At 69.6% G+C, this 24,736-nt stretch carries 22 protein-coding genes; 10 read left to right on the forward strand and 12 right to left on the reverse strand.

Annotation, left to right across the window (positions count from 1 at the left end; genetic code table 11):
• The first annotated feature begins 75 nt into the window (after positions 1-75).
• Complete coding sequence (locus tag OH768_RS15915) at positions 76-3,171, forward strand: NACHT domain-containing protein (protein ID WP_406454128.1); 3,096 nt, start codon at positions 76-78, stop codon at positions 3,169-3,171.
• Between the two features lie 68 nt (positions 3,172-3,239).
• Here the strand turns inward: OH768_RS15915 and OH768_RS15920 are convergent, their stop codons facing one another.
• Together OH768_RS15920 and OH768_RS15925 are read right to left on the reverse strand one after the other, a co-directional pair.
• On the reverse strand, positions 3,240-3,428 hold the full coding sequence (locus OH768_RS15920; RefSeq protein WP_406454130.1) for an acyl-CoA carboxylase subunit epsilon: 189 nt from the start codon (positions 3,426-3,428) through the stop codon (positions 3,240-3,242).
• 57 nt (positions 3,429-3,485) lie between these two features.
• Positions 3,486-5,069 (reverse strand): acyl-CoA carboxylase subunit beta, encoded by a 1,584-nt coding sequence (locus OH768_RS15925; protein ID WP_406454132.1) that lies wholly within the window; start codon positions 5,067-5,069, stop codon positions 3,486-3,488.
• Positions 5,070-5,459: 390 nt separating this feature from the next.
• On the opposite strand from OH768_RS15925, the gene OH768_RS15930 reads away from it, so the two are divergent.
• Positions 5,460-6,068, forward strand: coding sequence for a YceI family protein (locus OH768_RS15930; protein ID WP_406454134.1), 609 nt, complete (start codon positions 5,460-5,462; stop codon positions 6,066-6,068).
• Here the strand turns inward: OH768_RS15930 and OH768_RS15935 are convergent.
• On the reverse strand, positions 6,055-7,125 hold the full coding sequence (locus OH768_RS15935; RefSeq protein WP_406454136.1) for a DNA glycosylase AlkZ-like family protein: 1,071 nt from the start codon (positions 7,123-7,125) through the stop codon (positions 6,055-6,057). The genes OH768_RS15930 and OH768_RS15935 overlap by 14 nt on opposite strands.
• A complete protein-coding gene (locus OH768_RS15940) occupies positions 7,118-7,864 on the reverse strand; it encodes an AraC family transcriptional regulator (RefSeq protein ID WP_406454138.1) in 747 nt (248 codons plus the stop codon). The genes OH768_RS15935 and OH768_RS15940 overlap by 8 nt, the downstream gene beginning before the upstream one ends.
• A gap of 54 nt (positions 7,865-7,918) precedes the next feature.
• On the opposite strand from OH768_RS15940, the gene OH768_RS15945 reads away from it, so the two are divergent.
• Complete coding sequence (locus tag OH768_RS15945) at positions 7,919-9,118, forward strand: MFS transporter (RefSeq protein WP_406454140.1); 1,200 nt, start codon at positions 7,919-7,921, stop codon at positions 9,116-9,118.
• On the opposite strand, the gene OH768_RS15950 is transcribed toward OH768_RS15945, so the two are convergent.
• Positions 9,089-9,667: a TetR/AcrR family transcriptional regulator gene (locus tag OH768_RS15950; protein ID WP_406454142.1), complete on the reverse strand. Its 579-nt coding sequence runs from the start codon at positions 9,665-9,667 to the stop codon at positions 9,089-9,091. The genes OH768_RS15945 and OH768_RS15950 overlap by 30 nt on opposite strands.
• Before the next feature lie 91 nt (positions 9,668-9,758).
• Here OH768_RS15950 and OH768_RS15955 point away from each other — a divergent pair, with 91 nt between their 5' ends.
• Positions 9,759-10,205, forward strand: coding sequence for an anthrone oxygenase family protein (locus tag OH768_RS15955; RefSeq protein ID WP_406465286.1), 447 nt, complete (start codon positions 9,759-9,761; stop codon positions 10,203-10,205).
• On the opposite strand, the gene OH768_RS15960 is transcribed toward OH768_RS15955, so the two are convergent.
• A complete protein-coding gene (locus OH768_RS15960) occupies positions 10,198-10,611 on the reverse strand; it encodes an ATP-binding protein (protein ID WP_406454144.1) in 414 nt (137 codons plus the stop codon). The two genes, OH768_RS15955 and OH768_RS15960, sit on opposite strands and share 8 nt — an antisense overlap.
• 98 nt (positions 10,612-10,709) lie before the next feature.
• On the opposite strand from OH768_RS15960, the gene OH768_RS15965 reads away from it, so the two are divergent.
• The 3 genes from OH768_RS15965 (at position 10,710) to OH768_RS15975 (ending at position 13,511) form a co-directional block, all read left to right on the forward strand.
• Positions 10,710-12,416: an ISAzo13 family transposase gene (locus OH768_RS15965; RefSeq protein WP_406454146.1), complete on the forward strand. Its 1,707-nt coding sequence runs from the start codon at positions 10,710-10,712 to the stop codon at positions 12,414-12,416.
• Positions 12,417-12,501: 85 nt separating this feature from the next.
• Positions 12,502-13,320 (forward strand): helix-turn-helix domain-containing protein, encoded by an 819-nt coding sequence (locus OH768_RS15970; RefSeq protein ID WP_406454148.1) that lies wholly within the window; start codon positions 12,502-12,504, stop codon positions 13,318-13,320.
• Entirely contained in the window at positions 13,320-13,511 is a 192-nt protein-coding gene (locus OH768_RS15975) for a DUF397 domain-containing protein (RefSeq protein WP_406454150.1), read from the forward strand. The genes OH768_RS15970 and OH768_RS15975 overlap by 1 nt, the downstream gene beginning before the upstream one ends.
• Here the strand turns inward: OH768_RS15975 and OH768_RS15980 are convergent.
• The 3 genes from OH768_RS15980 to OH768_RS15990 are packed head-to-tail and all read right to left on the reverse strand — an operon-like array spanning position 13,492 to position 16,708.
• A complete protein-coding gene (locus OH768_RS15980; protein ID WP_406454152.1) occupies positions 13,492-14,235 on the reverse strand; it encodes an ABC transporter permease in 744 nt (247 codons plus the stop codon). The two genes, OH768_RS15975 and OH768_RS15980, sit on opposite strands and share 20 nt — an antisense overlap.
• The gene (locus OH768_RS15985; RefSeq protein ID WP_406454154.1) at positions 14,232-15,770 is read right to left on the reverse strand and encodes a hypothetical protein; all 1,539 of its coding nucleotides are present in this window, start codon (positions 15,768-15,770) and stop codon (positions 14,232-14,234) included. The genes OH768_RS15980 and OH768_RS15985 overlap by 4 nt, the downstream gene beginning before the upstream one ends.
• A complete protein-coding gene (locus tag OH768_RS15990) occupies positions 15,767-16,708 on the reverse strand; it encodes an ABC transporter ATP-binding protein (RefSeq protein WP_406454156.1) in 942 nt (313 codons plus the stop codon). The genes OH768_RS15985 and OH768_RS15990 overlap by 4 nt, the downstream gene beginning before the upstream one ends.
• 131 nt (positions 16,709-16,839) lie before the next feature.
• On the opposite strand from OH768_RS15990, the gene OH768_RS15995 reads away from it, so the two are divergent.
• Complete coding sequence (locus OH768_RS15995) at positions 16,840-18,000, forward strand: sensor histidine kinase (RefSeq protein WP_406465287.1); 1,161 nt, start codon at positions 16,840-16,842, stop codon at positions 17,998-18,000.
• Entirely contained in the window at positions 17,997-18,656 is a 660-nt protein-coding gene (locus tag OH768_RS16000) for a response regulator (protein ID WP_406454158.1), read from the forward strand. Before OH768_RS15995 ends, OH768_RS16000 begins: the two co-directional genes overlap by 4 nt.
• Here OH768_RS16000 and OH768_RS16005 read toward each other — a convergent pair.
• Entirely contained in the window at positions 18,620-19,687 is a 1,068-nt protein-coding gene (locus OH768_RS16005; RefSeq protein ID WP_406454160.1) for an FUSC family protein, read from the reverse strand. The genes OH768_RS16000 and OH768_RS16005 overlap by 37 nt on opposite strands.
• 62 nt (positions 19,688-19,749) lie before the next feature.
• On the opposite strand from OH768_RS16005, the gene OH768_RS16010 reads away from it, so the two are divergent.
• The gene (locus tag OH768_RS16010) at positions 19,750-20,169 is read left to right on the forward strand and encodes a MarR family winged helix-turn-helix transcriptional regulator (RefSeq protein WP_406454162.1); all 420 of its coding nucleotides are present in this window, start codon (positions 19,750-19,752) and stop codon (positions 20,167-20,169) included.
• A 124-nt stretch (positions 20,170-20,293) separates the two neighbouring features.
• Here the strand turns inward: OH768_RS16010 and OH768_RS16015 are convergent, their stop codons facing one another.
• Together OH768_RS16015 and OH768_RS16020 are read right to left on the reverse strand one after the other, a co-directional pair.
• Complete coding sequence (locus tag OH768_RS16015) at positions 20,294-21,643, reverse strand: hypothetical protein (RefSeq protein ID WP_406454164.1); 1,350 nt, start codon at positions 21,641-21,643, stop codon at positions 20,294-20,296.
• Positions 21,644-21,689: 46 nt separating this feature from the next.
• Positions 21,690-24,701, reverse strand: a complete 3,012-nt coding sequence (locus OH768_RS16020; protein WP_406454166.1) for a glycoside hydrolase family 3 protein — start codon at positions 24,699-24,701, stop codon at positions 21,690-21,692.
• Between the last annotated feature and the right edge of the window lie 35 nt (positions 24,702-24,736).

Raw genomic sequence — 24,736 nt, forward strand, 5'->3', positions numbered from 1 at the left:
TCGTTCGGCTTGCGGCCCCCGTTCCTCCTGTGGGAGGAACGGGGGCCGTAGGTCATTTGCGGGAGGGGTACGGGGATGAGCGCGGAAGCTGCCGCACTGCGTCTGGGGACGACCGTGGCGAACACGGCGGCACAGATGTGGCTGGGGGGCAGACGGCGGGAGCAGGAGCGCCGGCTGCCGATGGAGGAGCTCGTACGGCTACGGGTGCCGGGGTTGCGCCAACAGCGCAGCGTCCGGCGGCAGTTCGAGGGAATGGCCGACGCCGTCGCGGAACGGATCGAGCCGTTCCTGGCCCAGGAGTTCCGCGGCCTCGACGAGAGCAGCCGGGAGGTCGCGCTCAACGGCGTGTGCGACACGTTCGCACGCGCCGACCTGTCCGACGAGGCGGTCCTCACGGCCGACGCCCAACCGGCCGAACTGATCCGGCAGATCACGGCATCGGTGAGCGCACCGGTCGGCCTGAGCGAACCCGAGACGCGTCTGTACGAACTCCTCTTCAGCGAGTGCTGCGAGTACTACGTCAGCATCGTGCGGACCCTGCCGGTCTTCGAGGAGCGGACCCTGACCGAACTCCTCGCCCGCACCAGCTCGTTGAGCGACGGGGTTGCCCGCGTCCTCGAACGGCTCCCCGACCGCTCGCTGTTCGCCCCCGACGGCACCGACAAGGACCAGGAATTCCGCCGTTGGTACATGCAGTTGGTCAGCGACAACCTCGACGAGGTCGAGCTGTTCCGGCGCACCTCCGACCGCGCCGCGGCTCAGGTCCGCCTCTCGGTGGCCTACGTCAGCCTGCGGGCCACCGGGGACGACGGGACCCGCCGCCGCACGGTCCGCGCGCTGCCGCTGAGGCCGGATCTGAGCGGCTGGGAGGAGTTCGGCGCCGAGAGCTCCGGAATGCGGGTGGAGTCGGCGCTGGGGGGCGCCTCACGGGTGCTGCTGCGCGGCGAGGCCGGCTCCGGCAAGACCACGTTGCTGCGCTGGCTGGCGATCACGGCGGCCCGCGGCGCCTTCACCGCCGAACTCGCCGAGTGGAACGGCCTCACCCCCGTCTTCGTCAAGCTCCGCGAGTACAGCGGCCGTCCGCTCCCCAAGAAGCCCGAGGAACTCCTGGACGGGGTCGCCGGGAACATCACCGGGATCATGCCCAAGGGCTGGGTGGAACGCCAACTGCGGGACAACAAGGTCCTGTTGCTGGTGGACGGCGTGGACGAACTCCTCGGCTCGGAGCGACGCGCGGTCCGCGAGTGGCTGCGCAAGCTGCTCGGGACGTACGCCGGCATACGGGTGGTGGTGACCTCGCGCCCCACCGCCGCCGGGGCGGACTGGCTGCGCCGGGAGGACTTCACCGCGCTCCACCTGGACCGCATGACACCACCGGACCTGGCCGCGTTCGTACGGCAGTGGCACCAGGCCGTCCGCGAACTGGGCGACGAACTCCCCTGCGCCGTCGACGAGTTGCCCCGCTACGAACAGTCCCTGCTCAACAGCCTCAAGGACCGCGCGCATCTCCAGTCCCTGGCGGGCACCCCGCTGCTCGCCGCGATGCTGTGCGCCATGCACCTGAACCGGGGCAGCCAACTCCCCCGGGACCGCATGGAGTTGTACCGCAACGCCCTCCACACCCTGGTCCACGACCGCGACGCCGACCGGAACGTACCGAGTGCGCTGAACAGCAAACTCAGCCTCAGTGACAAGCTGGTCGTGCTGCGGGACCTGGCCTGGCGCCTGTCGGACAACAACCGCAGCGAGATCGCCCTGGACCAGGCCGCCGTCCATGTCGCGTCCAAGCTCTCGGCGATGCGCCACCTGGAGATCCAGGACGGCCACCAGGTCCTCGAACAACTCCGGGACCGCTCCGGCATCCTCCGCTCCCCCGTCGAGGGCCGGCTCGACTTCGTCCACCGGACGTTCCAGGAGTATCTGGCCGCCGAGGAGGCTGCGAAGGAGCACCGCATCGGCAATCTGGTCGAGCGGGCCCACCTGGACCTGTGGCGCGAGACGATCATCATGGCCGCCGGGCATGCCAACTCCCCCCAGCAGCAGGAGTTGTTGGACGGCATCCTCGATCGGGCGGAGGCGGAGCCCCGGCACGCGCGGGTGCTACGGCTGCTCGCGGCCTCTTGCCAGGAGACGTTGCCGACGGTCCCGGAGGGGCTGGCGGAGCGGCTGGACGGGGCTATGTCGGCGCTGCTTCCGGCCCGTCGGCAGACGGACCCGCCGGCTCTGGCAGCTGTGGGGACAAGCTTGCTGCGGCGGTTGCCGCGGTCACTGGGCGAGTTGACGGGGAAGTCCGCGGTGCAGACGGTACGAGCCGTGGCGATGATCGGCGGTGAGGAGGCGTTGGCGTTGATGGTGAGGTACGCCGAGGACCGGCGGCACCTCGTCATCGACGAAATCATCAAGGCCTGGGCGTATTTCGACGCGGACGCCTACGGCGAGCAGGTGCTGGCCGGGCTGCCGTTGGGGGGACACGGCGTGACACTCACGCACTCCCAGCAGTGGCGCGCGGCGACTCAGTTGAGGTCCATCAGGACACTGTCGATCGACTACCCGTTCCGGGCACTCGCTACCGTGGACGAGCTCCCACCCTTGAAGAATCTGTCCGTCTACAAGTTCCATGGCCCCGGGGACCTTTCAGTGCTGGCTGCTCACCCACAGCTGCGATGGTTCACGATCTGGGGGCGAGGGAAGCTATACGGGCTCGAATCCGTGGAGAACTTGCGGAACCTCTCCTACTTGGGCCTCAGCCACGAGGTTACGGCCAGCCTCGACAGTCTGCGCCTTGGGCCGACCACGTCATGGCTGAGCCTCTTCGAGCTGAGCGGTACCACCGGACTGACCGCTTTGAGCAACTTCCCCGATGTCAGAACCCTTCTTCTGTCGACCGCGAGCACGTGTACGCCACATGGCCTGGGCATCATCTCCGCTATGCCCCGGCTCCGCGACCTCACCCTCAGAAACATGCACTTGCCGGAGTGGCTGACAGCACGTGAACCCCTTCCGGTCGAACTGAGCGCGCTTGGCCTGTACGACTGCGTGGTGCCTGAGGACTCTCGTTCCTACCCCGACCTCAGTTCCCTCCACTCGCTGCACTTCAGGTCCTGCCGGACTCCCGACGGCGCCCCCATCACCGCCCTCGACCTTCCGGTCAAGAACCTCACCATCGACTGACCGCGAACAGCAACGGCCCCACCCTCCCGCAGGAGAGTGGGGCCGCCGTAAGCGCGTTGAAGCGGTGCTCAGTGCCAGCTGTGCGGCGCCCGGAACCCGCCCTCACGCTCCAACCGGCGCCAGCCGGCCTTGCGATGGGGACGGTGGGTCTCAGTGGCCGGGGCAGCCGCCGCGCGGGCCAGGAGGATCGCCGTGATGGCGGCGACTTCCTCGGGCTCGGCGTGGCCCTTCTCGACACGAATGTCAGGCGTGGTCATAGGTCTCAGTCTCCGTGAGAGAGGTTTCCGCTGGGGTAGCGCGGAGGGTCCGCTGGGTTACTGCGGGGGGTTGCCGTGCTTGCGCGAGGGCAGGTCCGCGTGCTTGGTGTGCAGCATCGCGAGCGACTGGATGAGTACTTCGCGGGTCTCGGCCGGGTCGATGACGTCGTCGACGAGTCCGCGCTCGGCCGCGTAGTACGGGTGCATCAGCTCGGACTTGTACTCCTTGACCATGCGCGTCCGCATGGCCTCGGGGTCCTCGGCGTCGGCGATCTGGCGGCGGAAGATGACGTTGGCGGCACCTTCGGCGCCCATCACGGCGATCTCGTTGGTGGGCCAGGCATAAGTGAGGTCCGCACCGATGGACTGGCTGTCCATGACGATGTAGGCGCCTCCGTACGCCTTGCGCAGGATGAGCGAAATCCTCGGCACGGTCGCGTTGCAGTACGCGTAGAGCAGCTTCGCTCCGTGCCTGATGATTCCGCCGTGTTCCTGGTCGACGCCGGGAAGGAACCCCGGGACGTCCAAGAACGTAACGATCGGAATGTTAAAAGCGTCACACATCTGGACAAAGCGCGCAGCTTTTTCGCTCGCCTCGATGTCCAGGACGCCGGCCAGGGTCTGCGGCTGGTTGGCGACGATGCCGACGACCTGGCCGTCGAGGCGGGCCAGCGCGCAGATGATGTTGCGGGCCCAGCGCTCGTGGATCTCCAGGTAGTCGCCGTCGTCGACGATCTCCTCGATGACCTTGGCCATGTCGTACGGCCGGTTGCCGTCGGCCGGGACCAGCTCGAGCAGGATGTCCGAGCGGCGGTCGGCGGCGTCGGAGGACTCGGCGCGGGGCGGGTTCTCGCGGTTGTTCTGCGGGAGCATCGACAGGAGGTAGCGCACCTCGGCGAGGCAGGTCTCCTCGTCGTCGTAGGCGAAGTGGCAGACGCCGCTCGTCTCGGCGTGCACGTCGGCGCCGCCCAGGCCGTTCTGGGTGATCTCCTCGCCGGTGACCGCCTTGACGACGTCCGGGCCGGTGATGAACATCTGGGACGTCTCGCGGACCATGAAGACGAAGTCCGTGAGGGCGGGCGAGTAGGCGGCGCCACCCGCGCACGGGCCGAGCATCACCGAGATCTGCGGGATCACCCCGCTCGCCCTGGTGTTGCGCTGGAAGATGCCGCCGTAGCCGGCGAGGGCGCTGACGCCCTCCTGGATACGGGCGCCGGCGCCGTCGTTCAGCGACACCAGCGGGGCACCGGCCGCGATGGCCATGTCCATGATCTTGTGGATCTTCGTGGCGTGGGCCTCGCCCAGCGCGCCGCCGAAGATCCGGAAGTCGTGTGCGTAGACGAAGACCGTACGGCCCTCGACCGTGCCCCAGCCGGTGATGACACCGTCGGTGTACGGCTTCTTGGCCTCCAGGCCGAAGCCGACGGCGCGGTGCCTGCGCAGCTGCTCGACCTCGCGGAAGGACCCGGGGTCGAGGAGCAGGTCGATGCGCTCCCGGCCGGTCAGCTTCCCCTTGGCGTGCTGCGCCTCGGTCGCCTTCTCGCTCGGGCCGGCCAGTGCCAGGGCACGGATCTCGTGCAGTTCGGCCACTCGCCCGCGCGCGTCCGTCGGCTCACCCGGCGCCTCATCCAAAACGGTCATGCACCGACCCTACGAAGCACACCAAGGATTGTGCGCCGTCGACTCTGCACAGTCTCCGGCCCGTTTTCCTGGTACCACCGAACAGAACCGCACCGGCATGCAGCCGTTCCGACTGCTCAGGGGGCGTGCCCGTTGTAGGAGTCACACAAAGGAGACGGCTGAGAGCCACCTCACATTCACATGGGGAGGATGCCATCCCCAGAGTGACTCCCGGAGCGATTCCCGCCTTGCCGACCCCACCGAGAGGGCGTACTCGTAGTAGTTGGTGAAACACGCTGCGGATGATGTTGAAAATTGAATGGAATAGGTCTACGGTCCTTCGTGTTGGCATCGTTGAACATTCAACAGCTTCATCCCCGCACCACTCCCGTCCCCCCTTAGGAGCACGTCATGGGCATCTTCGGCCGCAAGAGCGACGACACCGACACCACCTCGGCGCCCGCCGCCGTCAACCCCGATCTGGCCGCGCTGACCGGCGACTACACCATCGACCCGGCGCACACCACGCTCGGCTTCACCGCCCGCCACGCGATGGTCACCAACGTCAAGGGCAAGTTCCTCGACTTCACCGGCACGCTGCACCTGGACGGTTCCGACCCCGCCAAGTCCACCGCTTCCCTGGACGTCAAGATGGAGAGCATCGACACGGGCTCCCCGGACCGTGACGGTCACCTCAAGAGCGCGGACTTCTTCAAAACGGACGAGTTCCCCACGATGACCTTCCGCTCCACCTCGGCGGAGGCCCTCGGCGGCGACGACTACCGCATCACCGGTGACCTGGAGATCCTCGGCACCACCAAGCCGCTCACCATCGACCTGGAGTTCAACGGCGCCGCGAAGGACCCGTTCGGCAACGAGCGCGTCGGCTTCGAGGGCAAGGCCGAGATCCTGCGCTCCGTGTGGGGCATCACCTGGAACGCGGCCCTGGAGACCGGTGGCGTCCTCGTCTCCGACAAGATCAAGCTGAACTTCGACATCTCGGCGATCAAGAGCGCCTGAGGTTGAGCCACGCGGCCAGATCATCGATCTCGGCCTCCACGGCATCGGCGATGCTCCTGCTGAACTCCACGTCCTGGTGGACGGCGTTCACCAGGAGCACGCCTGCCTTGCGGTCGGCCGTCGCGTCGAGCTTCCCGACGAGCTGATCGCCGTAGAGAATCGGCAGCGCGAAGTAGCCCCAGCGGCGCTTCGCGGCCGGCTTGTACATCTCCAACTGGTAGTCGTAGCCGAAGAGTTCGGTGGTGCGCTGCCGGTCGTGGACGAGTCGGTCGAACGGTGAGAGCAGTGCGGCGCGGCCGGTGAACGGCCGTTCCAGGTATGCCGGATCGACCCGCCACTCCCCCTTCACCCCTTCTACGACGGCCGGTTCGCCGGCCTCGCCGACGACGGCGGGTTCGACCGGGAGCGCGGTGCCGGTGGCGCGGGCGATGCCGAGTGCGCGGAGCCGCCGTTCGTTCCGGAGACGGCGGGCCTCGGCGACGGGGACGGCGGGTTCGTCCGGGTAGACGCGGGACGCCAGGTCCCAGAGCCGTTCGCGTCCCGCCCTGCCCGCGGTCGCGACTTCCCCTCTCAGCACCATCAGCTCCAGGAGCTGGGTGACGTTGCGGTTGTGCGTCCAGCCGGACGACTGCCACGGCACCGCGCAGGTGTCGGGCAACTCCCTTGAGGTGAGCGGCCCTTGGCTGCCCAGCCGGTCGAGGATGTCGCGCCTGCACGCGTCGTTGGCCGCGACCCACTCCCGGTAGTGCTTGGTCTCCTTCTCCCATACGGCCATGTCTGCGCGGTACAGCGCCAGGTCCTCGCTCGGGCGGATCATCGCGCGGAGTTCGAGGAGGGTGCGGTTCGTCAGCGCGGCGGTGAGGTCCTCCCGTGCGTACGACGAGCCGAGGCGGCTCCAGGCGACCAGGTCGGCGTTGGGTGCGATCGCGGCCGTGGGGTCGATCTGGAGCAGGGTCAACCGGCGTACGACGGTGTGGAGTTCGGTGGGGCGGTGGGCGTCGAGGAGTTGCGCGTGGACGGCGATGCGGCGGGCTTCGGTACGGGTCAGTTCATGCATGGCGCTGATGTGCTCCCGGGGTGTGGCCGAAGGTGCGGCGGAAGACGTCGATGAAGGCGCTGGCGGACGACCAGCCGCACCGGTGGGCGACGGCGGTGACCGGGGTGTCCTCGGCGAGCAGCACCAGCGCGCGGTACAGGCGGAGTTGGGTGCGCCACTGCGGGAAGCTCATGCCGAGGTCGGACTTGAAGAGCCGGGAGAGCGTACGGTCGCTCGCGCCGACCTGTCTGCCGAGGGCGGCCAGGGTGCGGTCGTCGGCCGGGTTTTCGCGCAGGATCTCGCAGACTGCCCGCAGGAGAGGGGCAGTTGGGGTGGGCAGGTGCAGGGGCTGCTGGGGCGAGGCCTTCAACTGGTCGAGCAACACGGCGCGGAGGCGCGCGCGTTCGGGGCTGCCGTCGTCCGGGGTCTGCGTGTAGGCGATGATCAACTCCCGTAGCAGCGGCCCCACTTCGAGGACGGTCGGTTGCTCAAGCCCCAGCGGGTTGTTGCGCGCGGGCAGGCCGACCGTCCGCAGTTCGAGTTCGCCGTGGGCCTGGTGGGCGTGCACTGTGCCGGCCGGTACCCAGATGGCGCGGGTGCCCGGTGCGATCCACGAGCCCGCACCGGTCGTCACGGCCAGCACGCCGCGCCCCGCGTAGACGATCTGGTGGTCGTCGTGGCGGTGGGCATCGATGGCGGCGCCGGGGGCCAGCCACTGGGTGCGGGTCGGCGCCACCGGCTCATGGCGGATTTCTGTCATTGCCTGGCAGTTTATCGGAAGCGCGACAAACAGCCCGGCGCCGAGCATGGCGCCATGTCAAAGAAGAAAGCCATCACGCTGCTCGCTGTCGGCCATGCCTGCGTGGACATCTACCAGGGCGCGGTCGCCGCGCTCATCCCGTTCTTCGTCGCCGAGCGCGCCTACAGCTATGCCTCGGTCTCGGGCATCGTGCTCGCCGCGTCCCTGCTCTCCTCGGTGGCGCAGCCGGTGTTCGGTCTGCTCACCGACCGCTGGGCGATGCCGTGGATCCTGCCGCTGAGCACGGTCCTCGGCGGACTCGGCATCGCACTGAGCGGCCTGACCGGCTCCTACGCGCTCACCCTGGTGTTCGTGGCCGTGTCCGGTGTCGGGGTCGCCGCGTACCACCCCGAGTCCGCCCGTGTCGCCCGGCTCGTCAGCGGGGGCAGCCACAGCGCGATGGGCTGGTTCTCGGTCGGCGGCAACCTCGGTTTCGCCGCCGCGCCGCTCATGGTCGGCGGTGTCGTCGCCACCGGCGGCCTGCGCCTGTCACCGCTGCTCGTGCTCCCCGCCCTCGTCGGCAGCGTGCTGTGCCTGCCGGTGCTGCGCGCGCTGGGACGCCCGGAGGGTGCGGCTGCCGCCAGCACAGTCCCGGTCGGCACCGACGACCAGGCGTCGTTCGTGCGGCTCTCGCTGTCCGTGGTCCTGCGGTCCATCGAGTTCATCGGTCTGAGCACGTTCATCTCGCTCTACGCCCAGCAGCGCATGGGAGGCGGTACGGCGTCCGGGACCGTGGCGCTGTTCGTCCTCTATCTCGGGGGCGCCCTGGGCTCCGTGGTGGGCGGCAGTCTCGCGGGCCGCTGGGACCGGGTGACGGTGGCCCGCTGGTCGTACCTGCTGACGATCCCGGCCATCGCGGGCACAGTGTTCGTCCCCGGCCCCGCGTTCTACGTCTTCGTGGCGCTGGCGTCGCTCACCCTCTACGTCCCCTTCTCCCTGCACGTGACCCTCGGCCAGGACTATCTGCCGACGCGGGTCGGCACGGCCAGCGGGATCACGCTCGGGCTGACCGTTAGCATCGGGGGCATGGTCACTCCGCTGATCGGCACGATCGCCGACGCGACGTCCTTGCGGACGGCTCTGGCCCCGCTGATCGTGTTGCCTGCGTTCAGCTGGCTGCTGTTCCGGGGGCTGCCCGAACCGACCGCGCCGAACGGACTCCTGACAGCTGTCCGGGACGGCCTGTCAGACCACGGCGAGCCGGTCCACCAGTAGCCGTGTCCTTCGCTCGGCGTACTCCGGCGGCAGCCGTCCCGCCCGGGTCAGGGTGGCCAGGCCGTGCAGGGCCGCCCAGAACAGCTCGGTGAACACCCCCGGGTGGACACCGTCCCCGGCGACCTCTCCGAGGTTTTCCAGCAGGGCGGCGAAGGCGTCCTTCAGCTGTTCCGGGGTGTCCTCCTGCGCGAAGGCCAGGCCGCCGTCGAGCTGGAACATGGCGTCGTACACCGCCGGGTTGCGTTCGGCGAAGTCGAGGTAGGCGCGGGCAAGAGCGGTGACCCGGGCGCGCGGGCCGTCCGCGGCGGAGGTCGCGGCCCGCAGCTCCGCGGCCAGCTCGGTGGCGCCCTGGAGGGCGACGGCGCCGATGATCTCGCGCTTGCCGCGGAAGTGGCTGTAGAGGACGGGCTGGCTGTACTCGATGCGCTCGGCCAGCCGACGGGTGGTGACCGCGTCCCAGCCCTGCTGCTCGGCGAGTTCGCGGGCCGTCGCCAAGATGAGGCGCTCGCGACCCGCCCGTTCGCGCTCCTTGCGTTCCTGTACCGACATGATTCGACCCTAGCACTGCTAGACATCCGAGCGGCAGTAGTACTAGCGTTGCCTCATCAGCTAGCAACGCTAGAAAACAGGGAGAGTCATGATGCTCACCGCACTTGAGGTCTTCACCACCGTGGTCGTCGGCGTGATGGTGGGGGTGGAGTTCTCCGTCGCCTTCGTCATGAACCGGATCTTCAACGCCCTCCCCGAGGACAGTGACCAACTCGCCCGCGCCCACGGGGGCCGGATGCTCGGCGCCGTGATGCCGTTCTGGTACATCGGCTCGCTCGTCCTGAGCGCGGTCTGGGCCGTCGCCGGATGGCACCACTCCGGCGCCGGCCTCGTCGTCACCGCCGCCGCGCTGCTGATCGTGAGCGTGATCATGTCGCTCGTGCTGCTCGTCCCGATCAACAACCGGGGCAAGACATGGACCCCCGAGAACCGGCCCGCCGACTGGAAGGAGCAGATGAACCGCTGGGACCGCTACCACTACGTCCGCGTCGCCATCATCATCGCCGCGTTCGCTCTCCTGGCCGCGGCCCTCACCTGAGCGCGAACTCGCACCAGACCACCGTGCCCGGCGACCGTTCCCCCACCCCCCACTTGTCCGACAGCGCGGCGACCAGCATCAGGCCCCGCCCCTCCTCCGCGTCCAGTTGCCGGTACGGCGTGCGGACCTTGCGGAGTTCGGTGGTGCCGCTGTCGTGGACCTCGATACGGAGGACTCCGTCGGGGTGCAGGGACAGGTGTACGGCGAAGCCCCGGCCCGGCGGTACGCCGTGCAGGATCGCGTTGGTCGCCAACTCGCTTACGCAGAGCAGCACATCGTGCAGCCGGGCCGTGACCGACCAGGACGTGAGCGTCTCCCTGGTGAAGTCGCGGGCCAGGGCGACCGATCTGCGGTCCCGGCGGTAGAACGCCTCGCGGGTGTGGCCTTGTTGGAGTTGTTCATTCACGGGACCACTGTCACAGGGAGTCACTATCGTGGGTCAGTGAGTGAGGGCTCGCAGAGAATCAAGGTGTTGCTTCCCGCATCCGGGCTCGTTCACCTGGTATGGGCATCCCTGACGCGACTCGTGACCAACTGGCCGTCAAGTTTGGGGTGTTGTTCCCGCATCTGGACGAGCGGCAGCGTCGGCTGCTGATGGGAGCCGAGGCCCGGGCCCTGGGACACGGCGGTATCCGGGTGGTCGCGCAGGCGGCTCAGGTCAGCGAGACCACGGTTCGCAAGGGCGTGGACGAGTTGGAGGCGGGCGAGGGACCGCTGGGGCGGGTTCGCCGTCCTGGCGGCGGGCGCAAGAAGGCCGCCGAGGTAGACCCGGGGCTGCGGCCGGCCCTGCTCGCACTGGTCGAGCCGGACGTACGCGGGGATCCGATATCGCCGCTGCGCTGGACAACCAAGTCGACGAGGAAGCTCGCCGCCGAACTCACCCGCCAGGGGCACAAGGTGAGCGCGGACACGGTCGGGGACCTGCTCCGGGAGGAGGGCTTCAGCCTGCAGGCCAACGCGAAGACCATCGAGGGCGCACAGCACCCGGACCGTGATGCCCAGTTCCGCTATATCAACGACCGGGCCAAGGAACACATCGGTGCCGGGGACCCGGTGATCAGCGTGGACACCAAGAAGAAGGAGTTGGTCGGCGACTACAAGAATGCCGGGCGTGAGTGGCGGCCGGCGGGCGAACCAGTGCTGGTCAAAACGCATGACTTCCTGGACCGGCAGGGACCGGGCAAGGCGATCCCATACGGCATCTACGACCTTGCGGCGAACACCGGCTGGGTCAGTGTCGGCACCGACCACGACACCGCCGAATTCGCTGTCGCCTCGATCCGCCGCTGGTGGCAGGCCCGCGGCCGTCACGACTACCCGCACGCCACCCGTCTTCTGATCACCGCGGACGCGGGCGGCTCCAATGGCTACCGCACCCGGGCCTGGAAGAGTGAACTGGCCGCTCTCGCCTCCGGAACTGGTCTGAAGATCACTGTTTGTCACCTACCGCCCGGGACCTCGAAGTGGAACAAGATCGAGCACCGGCTGTTCTCCCACATCTCCATGAACTGGCGCGGCAGACCGCTGACCAGCCATGAAGTCATCGTGGACAGCATCGCGGCGACCACGACCCGCACCGGTCTGAAAGTGGAAGCTGAACTCGACACCGGCACCTACGACACCGGTGTGAAGGTCACCGACGCCGAGATCGATGCACTGGCAATGAGCCGGCACCGCTTCCACGGCGACTGGAACTACACGCTCCGCCCTGCTGGTCCTCGCCCGGCCCCACACCATGAGACGGAATCCGAAGCCGCCACCGCCACAACCGCCCACCCGGCCGGCGTTGACACCCAAGCTCTCCGCGACCCGGAGCTGACCGGCATGACCACTGCCCAACTCGACGCTCTGGTCAGTGCGTTGATCCCGGCGCTCGCACAACAACGCGAGCAAATCCGCCACGAGCGCCGGGGCGGCGAGCGCCGACGGCGGCGAGGCGCGGGTGCCAAGGACAAGCTCTCCGACGCAGACCGGATCCTCGCCACCGTGCTCTGCCTCCGCAAGATCGGCACCCACGACCTGCTCGCCCGGCTCTTTGGCGTCACCGGAAGCACTCTCACACGGGCCGTCCAGGAAGCGCGCCCGCTACTGGCCGAGCACGATCACGCGGTCCACCCCTCAACTGCCAGATTCCGCACCCCTACTGATGTGGCCGTCCACCTCGACCGGTACGGAACACACCCCCCGAAGAAGATCAAACCCGCATGTTGATTCTCTGCGAGCCCTGAGGTCGTAGTTCTCATTGCTACGAGCTCACTACGACGTCTTCGGGTGTGCGCGGGGGAAAGGGACACGCATGCAATCGGCGAAGAGGCCTAAGAAGGTCGGCACTTGGGAAGCGGTGGGTGGGCTGGTCGCCCATTTCCGGAGGAAGGCGGGGCTCACGCAGGAGCGGTTCGCAGAGATCGCGAACCTGCACATCGACACCATCAGGTCCATCGAGCAGGGACGGCTCGCGCTCCAGGACTACCGGGCGATGGAGTTCGATGAACTGCTCGGTACGGGTGGGGCGTTGTTCGCCCTCGTGGACAAGTTGCCGGTGCAGGCGAGGATGCCCGCGTTCGCACAAGGGCTCGTCGACAATGAGCAGGAGGCCATCGCCATCCTGTCGTATCAGACGCAGGTCGTGCCTGGCCTGCTCCAGACGGAGGCGTACGCCCGCTGCGTCTTCGAGTCTCGGCATCCGGCAGTCGAGGACGAGACGGCCGACCAGTGGGTGGCCAACCGAATGGAACGGCAGAAGATCTGGACGCGCGAGAGGCCTCCGGTGGGGCACTTCATCATCGAGGAGAGCGTCCTACGGCGAAACGTCGGCGGGCCGGAGGTTATGCGAGACCAGATCCGCAAGTTGATCGCGTCCAATGAACCGGCCCACATGAGCGTGCAGATCATGCCGATGGACCGGATGCCCCACGCCTCCCTCGGCGGGCCCCTGGTGCTGCTGGAAACTCCGCACCACGAGCGCCTGGCCTACCTGGAAGTTCAGCGCGCCAGCTTCCTCGTCGAGGACCCGGAAGAGGTGAGTAACTATCACCTGAAATATGGAATGCTGCGGTCACAGGCGCTCTCTCCCTCCGAGAGCATGCGCCTCCTGGAGCAACTGCTAGGAGAGTAATGAACACCGCAGCACGGCAGTGGTTCAAGTCCAGCTACAGCAGCAGCGAGGGCGGGGACTGCATCGAAGTCGCCGTCCACCCCTCCGCCATTCACGTTCGTGACTCCAAGGTGCCCGCCGGTCCCATCCTTACCGTCGCTCCTGCCACTTGGACCACCTTCCTCGACAAGGTCACGCATCCCGCAGCCTGAACCACGCTCCCCCGGCCCCCAACAAGCCCACCGCGTACGCCGCCAGAACCCCAAGCCCGGGCCACGGAGCGATCGCCAGCGCACCCAGGTTCTTCGTCGCCTGGATGGACAGGCCCGCCGGCATCGGGGCCCAGCGTTGCAAACGGTGTTGCCAGGTCGGGGAGTTGACCAGGTGGGACAGGATCGGGACGACGTAGAGGATGCCGAGTCCCAGTGTGATCGCGCCTGCCGTGTCGCGGAGCAGGGTCGCCAGGGACAGGCCCATGAGCGTCACCAGGACGAGGATCAGGATCGAACCCGTCGCAGGTCGGAGCAGGGCACCGTCCGGCGGGGTCGGGAGGATCAGGCGGGCCAGGCCCAGGGAGGACAGGACCCCCAGGGCTCCCGCCACCGCCGTCAGCAGTGACAGGGCCGCCGCCTTCGACGCCAGTACCCGCCATCTGCCCGGCATCGCGGTGAGCGTCGTACGGATCGTGCCAGTGCTGTACTCCGCGCCTATCGACAGGGCGCCCAGGACCAGGCATATGGCCTGGCTCAACTGGATGCCCGAGAGGGTCAGTTCGGTCGTGTCCGCGTGGCAGGGGGACGGGCAGATCCGGGTCGTGACCGACGAGGCCGCCGCCGCGCCGACCGCCGCCGTGAGGACGACCGTTGCCGTCAGGAGCCACCAAGTGCTGGGCAGGGTGCGGAGTTTGGTCCACTCGGCGTGCAGCAGGCGCCTCACGCGTCCCGCCTCCGTACCGTCCAGGCCGCCAGCAGGAGTGCTGCCAGCGCGTAGGCGGCCAGGACCGCCAGGCCGTTGTACGGGGAGAGGGGGTAACAGCCGCTCTCCGGGAGGCAGGTGTGCTGGACCTGGGGGTAGTACGTCTTTCCCTGCTCGATCGCGAAGGCCGCTGCCGGGGTGACCCTCAGGAGCCATTGTGCCGCGGGGAGCGGGAAGGCGAAGGAGAGGATCTGCGGGAGGATCACCAGGACCACGACGGCCGCTATCGCGCCGGCGCTGTTGCGCAGTACCACTCCCAGGGACAGGGCCAGTACCGCCACCAGGGACAGGAGTACCGCGCTGCCCACCACCGCCCGCAGGGACGGGTTCTCCAGCAGGGACAGGTCGGGGAACTCGGGGGGCCTGAAGCCGTTGGAGCGCAGGGCCCGTTGGGCCAGGGTGAAGCCGATTGCCGTGGCCAGTAGGCCCGTTGTGAAGGTGATCGCCGCGATGACTGATGTCTTCGCCGCCAGCACCTTCAGGCGGGACGGTGTCGCCGTGAACGTCGTACGGATCAGGCCGCGTTTGTATTCGGTCGTCACGAAGAGCGTGCCCAGGGCGACCATGAAGAGAAGGCCGACGAAGACTCCCTGGAAGCTCATCTGGACGATGTCGGGGCTGTTCTCGTCGGGGGCGATGTCTCCCCGGCCGGTGAGGGTGTAGGTGCCGGTCGCGGACACCTGGGTGGTGTTCTGCGGCACGTTCCCGGCGTTCGGGCCGTTGGGGTCGAGGGCGGCGATGTCCGTGCTCGTCCAGCCGGTGCCGGTCGACGCGCCCTGGAGGGTGAGTCGGTCGTAGGTGCCGGTGACCGAGCTCCCGCCCGCCCGCTCGCTCGTGCCGCCGAAGGAACGCTGCACGACCTCGTGATCGGGAGTCCCCAGCAGCAGCCCCACCTGAACCGTCCTCCCCAGTCCCCCAACCTCCGCCTCCCCGAGCCGGGTCCATTTCTGACCGTTCACCGACGCATAGCCAGTTAGTTTTTCCCCCACCCTTTTCAACCGGAGCCACTCCGGGGCCTTGGCCAGATCGCTGCTGGGGCCCGCCGTGTCGTGGGTGAAGTTCCACTGCATACGGACGCCATGGCCGGGAGTGGCCACCACGGCCGCGTACGCCGAGCCCGGCTTCAGGCTCGACTTGACGATGATCCCGGCCTTCGCCCAGGGCTCCAGGGACTCGCCGTCGGTGCTCTTCAGACCGGTGACCCGGACCGTGATCGTGCCGTCGCCGGTCAGCGGGCGGTGGGTGAAGCGGAAGGCGTCGTTGACGACCTCGCCGCCCGGGCCGATGACGATCGGCGGACCGCCGCCGGTGGTGGAGCCGCTCGCGCCCAGCTGAGAGATCACGACCGTGACCACGGCCGCCACCGCCAGCACCAGCAGCCAGGCCCTGACCGTCCAGAACTTCGTCCACTCCGCCCGCAGCAGCCGCCCGAAGCCGGCCCGGGCCGGATGCAGCGCCGAGCGGTACGGCGCGGGCGTCCTCGTCGGCGCCGTCATCGGGTCACCTCGTCCGTCCCGGCGGGCGTCGACGTGAACTCGACGGCGTCCCGGGTGAGTTCCATGTACGCCTCCTCCAACGACGCCCGATGCGCGCCCACTTCGGCGAACGGGACCCTGGCCCCGGAGAGCAGCTCCACGATCCGTTCGGCGGGCAGGCCGGTGACGGTGAGGAGGTCACGGTCGACGACGGCCACCGTGCCGCCCTCCCGCGCGAGCAGTTCCATGGCTTCCGTACGACTGCTCGTGCGCAGCCGTACCCGGTCGCCGGAGGCCGCCGCGAGGAGGTCGGCCACCGCCGTGTCGGCGATGAGGCGGCCCCGGCCGATGACCACCAAGTGGTCGGCGGTGTCCTCCAGTTCGCTCATCAGGTGGCTGGAGACCAGGATCGCCCGGCCCTCCGCGGCAAGGTGCCGGAGCAGGGTGCGGATCCACTGGATGCCCTCGGGGTCCAGACCGTTGACCGGTTCGTCGAGGAGCAGAACCGGTGGGTCGCCGAGCAACGCGGCCGCTATGCCGAGCCGTTGGCGCATACCGAGGGAGTAGCCGCCCGCCCGCCTCCGGGCCGCCTGCTCCATGCCGACCTGTTCGAGGACCTCGTCCACGCGGCGCATCGGCAGCCCGTGCGAGTTGGCCAGCCAGCGCAGGTGGTCACGACCCCGGCGGGCGGGGTGCAGGGCGGCGGCGTCCAGGAGCGCGCCGACCTCCAACAGCGGGGTGCGCAGGGCCTGGTAGGGGCGTCCGCCGATCAGCGCCTGGCCCTCGTCGGGGGTGTCCAGGCCGAGCAGGGAGCGCATGGTGGTGGACTTGCCCGCGCCGTTGGGACCGACGAATCCGGTCACCGTGCCGGGCTCGACCGTGAAGGAGAGGCCGTCGACCGCGAGGGTCCGGCCGAACCGCTTCCGTAAGTCGCGGACTTCGATGGTTGCGTCGCTCATGGTGAGGGAGGCTAGGGGCGCGCCGCACGCCGTGTCGTCACGCCGTGGAGGTCCCTCACGAGGGGGACGCCGACGGGGAGAGGGGTCGGCACAATGACGGGGTGGGCGACGAGGGTGGGGGTGCGCGGGCGGTGAGGTCCCGGTGGCGGGCCGTCGAAACCGGTGCCCGCGCCGCGATCGTGGGGGTCGCCCTCGCCGTCCTCGCCGTGTCCGAAGTCCTCGTCCGCAGCACCGGCCTGGCCGGTGGTTTCGCCGCTCTGCTGCTGCTCGCCCTCTCCTCCACCCTCCCCCTCACCCTCGTCCTCGGGACCGGGAAGCTCGCCCGGACCTGCGCCGCCGTCGCGATCAGCGCCTCCTGCGTGCTGTCCCTCGTGCCGTTCGGAATGCTCACCGCCGGCGGGGTCGTGGCCCAGCTCGGCTGCGTGTACGTGCTGGGGCGGGCCGGAGTCACCCGGCTCGCCGGGGCGCTCGTGCTGCCGTACGTCGTGATCGCGCTCGGCAGCCACGAGGAACCAACCCGGATCGTCGCCGTCCTCGTGGCGACCCTCGCCTCCGCCGCCGCGGCCACCGGCATCGCCCACCATGTGCGCAGCACCGCACTCGCCCACAGCGTCACGGAACAGGCCTTCGCGGACACCCTCCTCGAACACGCCGCCCGGGGTGAACGGGCGCGTATCGCACGGGAGTTGCACGATGTCGTCGCGCACCACATCTCGATGATCGCCGTCCAGGCGGAGACCGCCCGGCTCACCACCCCGGGACTCCCGGCCGAGGGCGCCACCCGTCTCCTCGCCATCGGCGACACCGCGCGCACCGCCCTGACCGAGATGCGGCGGCTGCTGGGCGTACTGCGGGAGGACGCGCACACGGGGGTCCAACGACGGCCCCAGCCCGGCCTGCGCCAGCTCATGGAACTCGTCGACGAGTCACGGGACGCGGCCGGTTCCCGCACCCGGCTCATCGTCAGCGGGCCGGTCACCACGCTCGACCCCGGCATCGAGGTCACCGCGTACCGCATCGTGCAGGAGGCCCTCACCAACGCCCGCCGGCACGCGCCCGGCGCCGCCGTGGACGTCGAACTCCGTTACGGGGACGCGGACTTGGCGGTGCGTGTCCGCGACAACGGGCCCGGACAACCCGCCGTCGACAGCTCCGGCCACGGGCTGCTCGGCATGCGCGAGCGGGCCGCCACCGTGGGCGGCACCCTGCGCACCGGCCCCGCCCCCGGCGGCGGATTCCTCGTGGAGGCCCGCCTGCCCGTCAAACCGGACGACGAGGAGGGACCGGCATGACCATCCGCATCGTCGTCGCCGACGACCACGAGCTCGTCCGGGCCGGATACGCCGGACTCCTCGCCACCCAGGCCGACTTCACCGTCGTCGGCACGGCCCACGACGGCGCCGAGGCGGTACGCGTCTGCCGCGAGCAGCTCCCCGACGTGGTCCTGATGGACGTACGGATGCCGGTCATGGACGGCATCGAGGCCACCGCACGCCTCCAGGGCCCGGACGCCCCACGCGTGCTCGTACTGACCACCTTCGACCTCGACGAGCACGTCTACGACGCGCTGACCGCAGGGGCGAGCGGCTTCCTGCTCAAGGACGTGACGGCCGAGCGGCTCTTCGACGCGGTACGGGTCGTGGCGGCCGGCGAGGCGCTGCTCGCACCCGCGATCACCCGACGGCTCATCTCCGAGTTCGCACGCCAGCGCCCCCGAACCACCCTTGTACGAACCGCACTTGACGCCCTCACCCCACGCGAGACCGACGTCCTGCGCCTGCTCGCGGAGGGCCTGTCCAACCCGGAGCTCGCCGTCCGCCTGCACGTCGGCGAGGAGACCGTGAAGACCCACGTCAGCCGCATCCTGTCCAAACTGGGACTGCGGGACCGTACACAGGCGGTGGTGATGGCCTACGAGACGGGGCTCGTCGTACCGCGGACGAGCTGACGGCGGGCGCGCGGCATCGGCAGCAGCCACCACGCCGAAGCCACCGACAGCACCGCGCCGACCGCGATCCCTTCGAGCCGGGTGGGCAGCAGGTGCAGGGCGTCCTGGCCGAAGTAGCCGAGGAGGAGGGACAGGGCGCAGGTCATCCCGGCGGCCCAGTAGGCGTAGTTGAGGGGGCGCAGCCACAACGCGACCGTGAGGACGGCGAACATCAGCGCCACGGAGGTGTCGCCGGTGAGGCCGATCGCCGCGACGCCCGCCGCCAGCAGGGTGCCGACCGTGGCCCCGGCAAGCCGTTCAATTCCCTTGCGCAGTACGTCCGTTCGGCCCCGGTTGCCGCTCGCGGCGACGTACGCGGTGAGGACCACCCACGGCCAGTGGTCGTCGAAGAACAGCCGCCCCACGGCGAAGGCGGCGGCGACCCCGGCCGCCATCTGGAGGGCCATGCGGGTGCTGGGGCGGGGGTGGAGGCGGGAGCGGCGCGGCGGTTGTCCGGGAGCGGGTTCGGCACGCCAGGGGCGGGGCCCGAACCGGTCTCCCAGCCCCTGCACCAGCCACACCACCCCGCACGCCAACGCCCCGACCAACGCCGACCAGCCCCAGGTGACCAGCCCGCTCTGCGCCTTGGGCGGCAGCGCCGGACCCGGTACGACGAGGAGGGCCACCAGCGGGAGCGCCAGCAGTGTGCCGGCCTTCGTGGCGACGGGGCCGTAGCGGCGGATCCAGATGGCCAGCGCCATGCCCGCCGTGTAGACGGCGGCGCCGAGCGCGTAGTGGGAGACGATCAGGCGGCCGAGGAAGATCGAGGCGCCGGCCGTGACCGGCAGCAGGACGAGCGCGGTGAACCTCCGGCGCGTGTCGGCGGTGCGCTGCGTGGAGGACAGGGTGAGGGTCAGGGCGACCGCGAGGACCAGCACATCGGTGTGCAGTCCCGCGGCACCCTCCAGCCAGAGAGCGACGCCCCAGCAGAGCAGCACGGCGGTCATCGTCAGAGCCGCTTCGTACGCATTGCGTATTAGTTTTGCGGTCACTATCACTACGCTAGCGGGCATCACGCACGCTGAATAGTAAGTTAGCGCGTACGATATCCGACATGGATCACCTCTCCGAAGCCGCCCGGATCCGTCGTGGTGTCGTACGGCTGAACCGGCGGTTGCGACAGGAGCGCGGCGACGGCGGGCTCAGCCCGAACCAGCTGATCGTGCTCGGACATCTGCACCGGAACGGCTCGGCGACGCCGGGCGAGGTCGCGGTGGCCGAGCGGCAGCGGCCCCAGTCGCTCACGCGGGCCTTCGGCGAACTGGAGGCGGAGGGGTTGATCGCGCGTGAGCCGAGCGCGGTGGATCGGCGGCGGTCTGTGCTCACGCTGACGGCGGCGGGACGGCGGGCGCTCGATCGGGACATGGCTGAGCGGGATGTGTGGTTGGCGGGGGCGCTGGCTTCGTTGAGCGTGACTGAGCGAGGGGTGTTGGAGTTGGCGGGGGGGATTATGGAGCGGCTGGCAGGTCGTTGATCGGGTGCGGGCCGGTGGGGGCTGGTCGCGCCCGCGCGGCGGAGCCGCAAATGTCACAGCCCCGCGCCCCTCAGGGGGTGGCCGTGGCCGGAGTTGCCATGGGTCCGTGAGGTCTGTGAGCGCCTCAGAAACCGCCGCCGAAGTCCCCGCCTCCTCCGTCGCCGCCCCCTCCGAAGTCCCCTCCCCCGAATCCGCCGCCGAAGTCACCGGGGTCGAAGTCCGCGCCGGACACGTCGCCGCCGTCGTAGCCGCCGCTGCCGAAGTCGCCGTAACCGGTGCCGTAGTCGGAGGCGTAGGACGGGGCGGCCATCATGCTGCCCAGCAGCGTGCCGACGAGCAGGCCGGGCAGGAGGCCGCCGCCGAAGTAGCCGCCCGCCCAGGGGCCGTAGGCCGGGCCCGCGTCCCAGTAGGGGCGGCGGCCGTAGTCCGTGTCGACCTCGCGGATCATCGGGTCCCGGCCGTCGGCGAGCCGGGCCTGGTCGGCCGCGCAGACCGGGACCTCGCGGGGTGCGCCCCCGGCCGGGGTCCACGTGGCATCCGCGACCGAGGGGCCGTGGCGCGGGTCGAAGAAGCAGGGAGCGCGGCGCTCGGGCAGCGGGTGGCCCTCGCGGCGGGCGGCGAGCTGCGCGAGCGAGAAGCGGCCGTCCTCCAGGGCCTGGGTGACGGCCCGCACGTCCTCGGGTTTCGTGGCCGCCGCCATGTACGACTTCGCCTGCTCGTAGGCGTCCAGGGCGCGTTCGTAGTCGGCCCGCATCGCGTCGTCGGCGCGCGGCTCGGCCGGGTGGAAGTCGAGGCGGTCCAGTTCCTCGCCGAACGCGGTGATGTCCTCGTCGACCACCACCCGCAGCTTGTCCAGCGCGGCCCGCTGCTCCTCCAGCCTGCGGCGGCGAGAACGCCGTACGAGGGTGTACGCCCCCGCGCCACCGGCCACCAGGACGCCGCCCGCGACGATCAGCGCCGTACCGGAGACTCCCCCTCCGCCGTCCGAGGAACCGCCCCAGGAGGCGGGCGCCGAGCCGCCCATGTTGGCGAGCGCCCGGTCGGTGAAGTCGTCGAGCTGGGTCTTCGCGTCCTCGCCCTGCACGCTGCTGACCAGGTTCTTCACGGCCGCGTTCGACAGGACCGAGGAGTCGGCGCGGGCGTCGAAACGGTCGCCGAGGCGGACCGCGTAGAGGCCGGTGATGCCGGTGGCGGTGCGGAGATCCGTGAACAGGTTCGCCGTCGGGTAGTCGGCCGGGAGGACCACGACGAAGACCGGCTTGTCGGCCCTCTTGATGCGCTGCGCGAGCGCGTCGGCGTCGGCGGACGACAAGGAGGACGTCCCCGGGTCGACATAGACGGGCCCCTTGCGCAGGGCCTGGCCGATCGTGGAGACGCCGGTGTCCGCGGCGGCCGGTGACACCATGGTCAGGGCGGCGAGCAGCACGGCCAGCAGCAGCCCCGGGAGGCTTCGGGTCCGAATCACGGCCTTCATGATTCGACGCTACCCGAAGCCCCCGGAACCGGTCATGCGCAGCGGGCTACGCGGCCTTGTACGCCTCCTCCAGCTTCTTCACTGCCGCCGTGTACTTTCCGGTCAGCAGCAGATGGTCCGCGTCGGCGAACGGCTTCGACACCGCCGCCGTGATGTTCTGGCCCACCTTCGCCTGGACGATCAGCCGCGCCTGGGTGACGAGCGCCTTGCCCGCCTCCGCCGACCGGGCCTTCCCGGCCGCTGCCTCCAGCGCCTTCAGGGTGGACGCGCCACCCGTCGGCGCCTTCGACACGGTCGTCAGGCCCCAGCCGTACGGGAACTGCGGATCGTACGTCGTGTCGCCGACGTTGATCGGCAGCTGGGCCTCCGACTTCGGCCAGGTGACCGGGAGTTGGCCGGTGAAGGAGCGCTTGCCGTAGAGGACGTCGGCCACGCCGTCGCCCTCCGTGCCCGGCAGCCAGGAGGCGACCACGGCGTCGATCTTCGGGAGCCGGTCGCCGATCAGCTGCGGGCGCCCGGAGACGATCAGCACCGCGCACTTCATCGCCGCGCACACCTTGTCCACGGCTGCCTGGTCGGCGGGGGTGAGGGTCAGGTCGTTGCCGTTGCCGACATCGCCGATGCCCTCGGCGTACGGGGTCTCGCCGACCACGACCACACCGACGTCGTAGCCGCTGGTCGGGGTGGAGGCGTCCTTGGAGTACGTGACGTCACCGCCGGCGTTCTTCATGCCCTGGAGGATCGTCGTGCCGGTGGTGTTGGTGCCGGACGAGCCCTGCCAGGTGATGGTCCAGCCGCCGGTCTGGTTGCCGAGGTCGTCGGCGTTGGAACCGGCGACGTAGACCTTCTGCGACTTCTTCAGCGGGAGCACTCCGCCCGCGTTCTTCAGCAGCACCTGCGACTCGGCCGCCGCCTGCCGCGCCACCGCGCGGTGCGAAGTCGAGCCGATCTGGGCCGCGTTGCTCGTGTCCGCGTACGGCTTCTCGAACAGGCCGAGCTTGAACTTCTGGGTGAGGATGCGCGATACGGCGTCGTCGATCCGCTTCTCGGTGACGTGGCCCGCCTTCACCTCGGCGATCAGCGTCGAGCTGAAGTCCTTGTAGCTGTACGGGACCATCATCATGTCGACGCCCGCGTTGACCGCCGTGTCGACGTGCGCGGCGTAGTCGCCGGGGAGCTGGTCGATGGCGTTCCAGTCGCTGATGACGAAGCCGTCGAAGCCCATCCGGTTCTTGAGGACGCCGTTGATCATGTCGGCGCGCGCGTGCATCTTCACCGGGCCGAGGCCGTCGCCGACGATGTCGAGCGAGGAGTAGGACGGCATGACCGTGCCGATACCCCGGTCGACGGCCGTCTGGTACGGCGCCAGGTGGATGGCCTCCAGCTGCTGCCGGGTGACGGTGGTGACGCCCTGGTCGATGGTGTAGGTGCCGGTGGTGGAGGAGCCGTAGGCCGTACCGCCGTCGCCGACGAAGTGCTTGGCGGTGGCGAGGACCTTGTCGTCGTCCTTCAACTGCTTGCCGTTCGCGGCGCCTTGGAGGCCCTGGATCATCGTCTCCATGGACTGCACGAGCGCCGGGTCCTCGCCGAAGGACTCGTAGGAGCGGCCCCAGCGTTCGTCACGGGTGACACAGAGGCAGGGCGCGAAGTCCCACGGAACGCCGGTCGAGCGGACCTCACTGGCCGTCACCGCGCCTGTCTTCTGGGCGAGTTGGGGGTCGCGGGTCGCGCCGATGCCGATGTTGTGCGGCATGATCGTGGCGCCGGCCAGGTTGTTGTGGCCGTGGACCGCGTCGACGCCGTAGATCAGCGGGATCTGGAACCGCGTTGCCTGCGCCCGGAGTTGGAACGAGTCGATCATCTTCGCCCAGGCCGCGGCCGTGTTGGGCGTCGGGGTCGAGCCGCCGCCGGAGAGCAGTGAGCCGAGGTCGTAGGTGGCGACGTCCCCGCCGGTCCCCACGCCGCCGCGCTCGGCCTGGGTCATCTGCCCGGCCTTCTCCTCCAGCGACATCCGCTTCACCAGGTCGGCGACACGCTTCTTGACCGGCAACTTGCTGTCCAGGTACGGCAGTCCGTGCGCGTCGATGACGACCTGAGGCGTCTCGGCCGGGGCCTTGGCGCCGGTGACCGTGAGCTTCAGCGGGATCGTCTCGGCGTTCTCGGCGGACTTGTCCTTGAGGGTGCGGACCTGGACGGTCTGCGTGGTGCCGGACGCGGTGCCCGCCGGGAAGGTGAGGGTGCCGGAGACCGGGGTGTAGTCCTTGCCGGAGGTGGCGGTGCCGCCGTCGGACGTGTAGGCGACGGTCACCGGGTCGTCGATGGGCGCGGAGCCGGTGGTGGCGACGGTGACCTTGACCGTGGCCGTACCGCCCTCCCTGACCGGGTAGACGGCCGAGTCGGTGGTGACGTTCGCGCGCAGGGACTGGTCGGCCTTGCCGTACAACTCGACGTCGTCCATGGCGAATTGACTCTTGATGCCGACGGGGAGCGTGACCGCGTACCCCCACATCTGCGTCAGCCCGAGGACGTGGTCGATGCCGCCGACGGGCTGGTAGTCCGTGCGGTATACGAAGTTCGTGAACGGGATCTCGATCTGCTTCCAGCCGGTGAAGTCGTCCGTGAAGGACGTCGTCCACAGCTCGGACGCCTCGCCGTTGGCGCCGCCGTCCTTGATCTCGAAGTTGCTCGACTTGCCCGTGTTCTGGCCGTCCCACCAGAAACGGATGCCCTGGTGGGCGGACCAGTCGTGGGCGGGCTCGGTCGCGGCGTAGTCGTGGGTGAAGCCGCCGTAGCCGCTGATGTCGTAGGTGCCGCTGAGTACCTTGTCGCCCTCGGGGGCGTCCGGTCTCGCGGTCAGGGCGAGTTGGGGCGGGTCGTCGTTGTCGCTGCCCCAGGTGAAGATGCCCTCGGCGGGCTGGCTCGCGAAGGGCACCTCGCCCTCGAAGCGGTCGACGGGGGTGGGCGCGGGGTCGGCGGCGGCTGCCGCCTGGGACACGGCGGCCGGTGACAGCAGCGCGGCGCACAGGGCGGTGGAAACGAGCAGGGCGGTTCTTGGCATGGACCTTCCCTCGGCTCTGGAGCTCTGGTTCACTC

Origin of the sequence: Streptomyces sp. NBC_01622, from assembly GCF_045209635.1 — a bacterium.
Lineage (GTDB): Bacteria > Actinomycetota > Actinomycetes > Streptomycetales > Streptomycetaceae > Streptomyces.